General features: G+C 64.6%; 9 protein-coding genes. All 9 read right to left on the reverse strand.

Translation table 11 applies throughout. The features are described 5' to 3' along the window. On the reverse strand, positions 1–429 hold a 429-nt coding region (locus KA184_22920), incomplete at its 3' end, for a hypothetical protein (protein ID MBP8132442.1). Between the two features lie 102 nt (positions 430–531). Continuing rightward, entirely contained in the window at positions 532–942 is a 411-nt protein-coding gene (gene rplS / locus KA184_22925; GenBank protein MBP8132443.1) for a 50S ribosomal protein L19, read from the reverse strand. After that, entirely contained in the window at positions 939–1691 is a 753-nt protein-coding gene (gene trmD, locus KA184_22930; protein MBP8132444.1) for a tRNA (guanosine(37)-N1)-methyltransferase TrmD, read from the reverse strand. The genes rplS and trmD overlap by 4 nt, the downstream gene beginning before the upstream one ends. Continuing rightward, complete coding sequence (locus tag KA184_22935; protein ID MBP8132445.1) at positions 1688–2209, reverse strand: hypothetical protein; 522 nt, start codon at positions 2207–2209, stop codon at positions 1688–1690. The genes trmD and KA184_22935 overlap by 4 nt, the downstream gene beginning before the upstream one ends. Positions 2210–2218: 9 nt before the next feature. Beyond that, on the reverse strand, positions 2219–2449 hold the full coding sequence (locus KA184_22940) for a KH domain-containing protein (protein MBP8132446.1): 231 nt from the start codon (positions 2447–2449) through the stop codon (positions 2219–2221). Positions 2450–2452: 3 nt separating this feature from the next. After that, on the reverse strand, positions 2453–2851 hold the full coding sequence (rpsP, locus tag KA184_22945) for a 30S ribosomal protein S16 (GenBank protein MBP8132447.1): 399 nt from the start codon (positions 2849–2851) through the stop codon (positions 2453–2455). Positions 2852–2879: 28 nt separating this feature from the next. Continuing rightward, entirely contained in the window at positions 2880–4217 is a 1338-nt protein-coding gene (gene ffh / locus KA184_22950; GenBank protein MBP8132448.1) for a signal recognition particle protein, read from the reverse strand. A 149-nt stretch (positions 4218–4366) separates the two neighbouring features. Beyond that, positions 4367–4675, reverse strand: coding sequence for a hypothetical protein (locus tag KA184_22955; protein ID MBP8132449.1), 309 nt, complete (start codon positions 4673–4675; stop codon positions 4367–4369). An 8-nt stretch (positions 4676–4683) separates the two neighbouring features. Next, on the reverse strand, positions 4684–5343 hold the full coding sequence (locus tag KA184_22960; protein MBP8132450.1) for a hypothetical protein: 660 nt from the start codon (positions 5341–5343) through the stop codon (positions 4684–4686). Positions 5344–5501 lie beyond the last annotated feature (158 nt).

Below are 5501 nucleotides of genomic sequence, written 5' to 3' on the forward strand. Positions count from 1 at the left end.
GGCTTCCCCCCCATTTTCAGGGAAGACCATGAGGCCGACGGTGCGGTTGCCGTCCAGGCCGGTTTGCGCCAGCAGGTCCGCGAACGTGCGAACGCCCGGGAGACCGATCTCCCCCGCGATCATCTCCGTAAACTTGTTCGCCGTGAATTCCATGCCTGTCAGGGCGGAGATCCCCTGTATCGTCCGGGCCGCGGCACAGCGCTCGACCAAGCCGTGCACGGATTCGAGCGACGGCGCCGCCACGCCTATCGCGCCGCCATTGAAGGCCACGGCCAAGATGTCGCGCACGGTCCAGCCGGCGGTGTGTGCGTCAGCTACGGCAGGCGGCGCTTCTATCGGCGGCTCTGCTGGTTCGCGGGAACAGGATATGCAGAAAGACACCGCGGCGGAACTGAACGCGAGAAGAAGAAACGAAACGCGGGAACGCATGATGAAACCCCTCCCATCGCATGGAATCCACAGAGAGTCATCATCCGCGAAAGGCGTTCTGCGTGTCAAACGGCCCGGCGGCGCCGGGCCGGCTCACGGAGACTACTCGGACGCGGCGTCCTCTTTGCCCGCGGCGAGTTCAACGGCTTCGCGACCGCCAAGCTGCTTCGCCTTGACGCGGGCGGCCTTGCCGACGCGGTTGCGCAGGAAGTAAAGTTTCGCGCGGCGGACCTTGCCCTCGCGCGTTACCTCGACTTTCTCGACGCGGGGCGAATGCAGCGGGAACACGCGCTCGACGCCCTCGCCGAAAGCGACGCGACGGACGGTGAACGTGGCGTTGGGGCCTTCGCCGCCCTTGCGGCCGATGCAGACGCCTTCGTAGGCCTGAATGCGTTCTTTATCACCTTCCACAACGCGAAAATGGACACGGACCGTGTCCCCCACGCGGAATTGCGGCAGGTTCTCCCTGCTTTTCATCTGTTTTGCGTTCAGTTCTTGAATCAGCGGATTCACGGCTCGTTCTCCCTTTCCGCGGCTGGCGTCTCGCGTTCTATTTCGGCCAACAGCGGTTTATCTTGCTCCGTACAATGCTGCAACAAATCCGGACGCCGCTCGCGCGTCGCCCGCAATGCTTCTTTTCTGCGCCACCGGCGGATGGCCCCGTGATTGCCCTCACGCAGCACCGCCGGCACTTCCATCCCGCGAAACTCGGGCGGGCGCGTGTATTGGGGCGCTCCCAGGATACCCTCATAGAAGGAATCGGTCTCTACCGATTCCCAGTCGCCCACCACGCCCGGGACCATCCGGCTGATCGCCTCGATCAGCACCATTGCGGGCAGTTCGCCGCCGCTCAGCACATAGTCGCCTATCGAGATCTCGTCGGTGACCAGCGCCTGCGACACGCGCTCGTCCACGCCTTCGTATCGCGCGCAGACGAGCGCCAAATCGGGCGCCGCGGCCAGCGCGCGAACGGTCTGCTGGTCGAGCCGCCGCCCGCGCGGCGACAACAGGATGACCCGTTCGAGCGAATTCTTGTCTCTTAAACTTTCCACCGCCGCAAAGAGCGGCTCGCACTTCATCACCATGCCCGCACCGCCGCCGTAGGGCGCATCGTCCACCGACTTGTGGCGGTCCGCCGCAAAGGCCCGGATGTTCGTGAGGACTACCTCAATAAGGTCCTCTTCGATGGCCTTGCCGAGCAGGCTCGCCCGCAAGGGCCCCTCGAACATCTCGGGAAACAATGTGAGGACGTCAATCCTCATGCTTCCACCGCGTACGGCCCAATATCGCCGAGCCGAAGCGTCTCCTCGTCCAAATCGACCTCTTTCACCACCTCCGGTATCGCCGGCAGCAAGAACCGCGTGCCGTCCGGCCGCTGCACCACGAAAGCCGCGTTGGCCGGCGTTTCGTAGGCGCCTGTCACCTTGCCGAGCACCGCGCCGTCCGCGCCGGTGACCCGGAATCCGTTCAGCGCCGCCACATCCAAGTCCGCGCTGGCTGTCGGCGCGACCTCGCCCGGCGCCGCCACCACCGCGGCGCCTTTCATGCGCCCGATGGCGTCGCGCGGCACGCCCGCGGCCAACGCCGCGATGACATCGTCACCATGCCGCCGCGTTTTTTCCACGCGGCACCGCATCTCTGCATGGCCCGGCGGCACGACCCGCAACGAGGCCAATGCCTGGAATGCCTCCGTGTAGCCCGCGGCGGGGCGGATGCGCAGTTCGCGGCGGCCCGGGGCGACCGAGCGCACGCGGCCGATCTCGACCCGGTCCGGCGGCACCGCGGCGTACTACTCGACGATATCGAGCACCGCGCGCACGTCGGCCTTCGCGGCGGCGGCGCCCACGAGGGTGCGCAGCGCCTTCGCCGTATGGCCTTCCTTGCCGATAATACGGCCCATGTCTTCGTTGTGCACGCGCAACTCGTAATGCTGGCCGTCTTCCGCGTCGATACAGCGCACCACGACATCTTCCGGGTGCTCGACGAGCTTCTTGGCTACAAATTCAATCAAGTCTTTCACGGCTTATTCCGAAGCCTCTTCCGCGGCCTCTTCCGTTGCCGCTGCTTCCGCGCTTTCCTGTCTGGGCGGCGGCGGCGCGTTGTAACCCTTGTCTTCGACGGCGCCGCCTTTATGCAGGGCCATCGCCTCCTCGGGCACGGTGCCTTCGCGCAGGTGCTTGAGCACGCCGAGCCGCGACAGGATGGACCGTGCCGTGTCGGACATCTGGGCGCCGTGGCGCAGCCAGTCCAGCGCTTTGCCCGCGTCGACGCGGCAGATAGGCTCGGGCCGCGCACAGGGGTGATACACGCCCAGCGTGTCTACTTCTTTCCCGCCGCGGCGCGTGCGCGAGTCCATGACCACCAGCCGGTAATAGGGGCTGTGGGTGCGTCCGCCGCGTTTACAACGAATGACAGTTGGCATTGGTTCAAGTCCCTTCCTTCAAGTCTCGTTATCCGAACAGGGGCCGCATGCCTCTGGGCCCGCGCCCTTTTGGCCCTTTCATCATCTGTTTCATCATCTTCTTCATCTTCTCGAAATCGCGCAACAGCGCGTTGATCTCCTGCACCGAGGTGCCGCTGCCCGCGGCGATCCGCCGCCGCCGGCTCCCGTTCAGCAGTTTCGGGTTGCGCCGTTCGTGGGGCGTCATCGAGTAGATGATCGCCTCGACGTACTTGATCTCGTCGCCGGCGGCATCTTCCATGCCCGCGGGCATCATCTTGTTGATGCCGGGAATCTTCTTGATCAAGTCGCCCATGTTGCCCAGCTTCTTCATCTGCTGAATCTGAGCGAGGAAATCCTCGAGGTCGAATTTCTCCTTGCGAATACGCTCCTGCAGCCGCGCCGCCTGGTCGCGGTCCGAAACCGCCTGCGCCTTCTCGACCAGCGAAACGACGTCGCCCATGCCGAGGATCTGGTCGGCCATGCGCCGCGGGTGAAACGCGTCGAGCGCTTCGAGCCGCTCGCCCGTGCCCACGAATTTGACCGGGCAGCCGGTCACCTCGATCAGGCTGATCGCCGCGCCGCCGCGCGCGTCACCGTCCATCTGCGTCAGGATCACGCCCGTCAGCGGCAGGTTGTCGTGAAACTCCTTCGCCGATCGAACCGCGTCCTGGCCGGTCTGCGCATTGGCGACAAAGAGAATCTCGTCCGGGCGCGTCTGGTTGGCGATAGCGCGCACTTCGGCCATCATCTGCTCGTCCACGTGCAGGCGGCCCGCCGTGTCCAGGATGATGTGGTCGCAGCCACGAAGCTGCGCCTCGCCGCGCGCCATGACGCAAATATCGATAGGGTTCGCCGACGCGCCGAGGCTGAAACACTCGACGCCCGCTTTCTCCGCCACGACCTCGAGCTGCCGCACCGCCGCGGGCCGGTATACGTCGGCCGCCACGAGCAGCGGCGCATGGCCGGTGCGCTTGAGCATCATGGCGAGCTTGCCGGCGGTGGTCGTCTTGCCTTGCCCTTGCAGGCCGACCATCATGATGGTCGTGGGCGGGGTGGCCGCCTTGCGCAACGGCTCGTGCTTCTCGCCCATGATCTTGACCAGTTCGTCATGGACGATTTTGACAATCTGCTGGGTCGGGTTGACCTTGTCCAGAACCCGCTGGCCGCCGGCCTCTTCCTGCACATCGCTGATGAACTTCTTGACGACCTTGAAGTTCACGTCGGCCTCGAGCAGCGCGAGACGGATCTGCTCCAACCCTTCCTGCATATTCGCCTCGGTCAGGTAACCCTGGCCGCGAATGTGCTTGAAAGCGCGCTCGAGTTTTTGTGTCAGCGTTTCAAACATGCATACACACTTGTTACGTCAAACGCGCCTGCCCGCCAGACACGGATGACGCGCCCGTAGTTTTCACACGGAGATAGGGGCCACTAGTGGGGAATAAGGCCCCGGACCGAAAAGGAAGAATAGCATATAAACAGCGGGTGATGCAAGGCTTACGCGAAAACTGGGTGCGCCCGCACCTGTGGCCCGGGGCAATAACCGCCATGTTTGCCGCTGACGCGATGACAAGAGACGGCGCGGGGCGGCGGATATACCTCCGGGCAGCCGCAAAGCAACAGGTCCGGCGGCCAGTCCACCGCTATCCGCCGCACCACCTGCTCCGCGGTTTCATCGGACGTAAACAAGTAGTCGGCGTCGCCCGACATTGCCAGCAGGCGCACTTCGTGGCCGCACTTCGAGCGATACAGATTCAAGTGCGCGCGGTCGCCCCATAAAGCGATGCCCATGGCCAGCACGTTCATGACGGCCCTCACCCGCCCGCCGCGGGGTCCCCGGTCTTCACCGCAAGCGACACAGACTGGCTCGTCCGGTAAAGCTGGTATTCCGTGTCATTCAGCGGGCCGACCTGGACGCGCCCCGACCCGATCCAGGCGTCTGCGTCGCGCGGCATACGCTCCGGCGGGGCCAGCACAAGGCTCGACAGTGAGCGCACCTCGAACCGCGCCGCGCTTAGCGTCTCGGCCACCTCGACACCTGTGAAGAAACGCACGTGACTACGCGCGAGGATGCCTTCTTCCGCATACGACCAGCGCGCGTCCGCCAACATGAAGACAGTCCGAAAGTGCTGAAGATTCGGCGCGGTCGCGATCAGCAATCCGCCCGGCGACAATCCGCGCCGGAGTTCACGGAGGACCGGCGCCGGGTCACGCAGCCTTGGAAGCAAATCGACTGCAACAGTGCATTCGAACCGGTCATTCGCAAAGGGAATGGAAACAAGCTCGACGGGAGCATTGCCGACTTGCGGCCCAGCAAGAAACCTCTCGACCTCGACGCCGTTGCGCCTCTCGAGCGCGTCCGACAACACGCCCGCATCATCGCCGCACACCAGGACGCGCTCCGCTGAAAGCGGCACAAAGCGTTCCAGCGCAGGCGGGTTCACTCTTTCCGTGCTGAGGTCTTCGTCAAGCATCGCGTTTCGGCCCAAGCTTACTTGCCCTTACGACCCCATATTATCAGCCCGCGGCACAGCACGGCATTTCCGTCTATTGGTCTGCGCCGATGAGCAGGCCGGCGAACCGCCGCAAGCTTACCCCGCGCGCCGTTCCGCCAAAAGCCCGTCCAGGCGCT

It is taken from the genome of Candidatus Hydrogenedentota bacterium (assembly GCA_018005585.1).
Taxonomy (GTDB): domain Bacteria; phylum Hydrogenedentota; class Hydrogenedentia; order Hydrogenedentales; family JAGMZX01; genus JAGMZX01.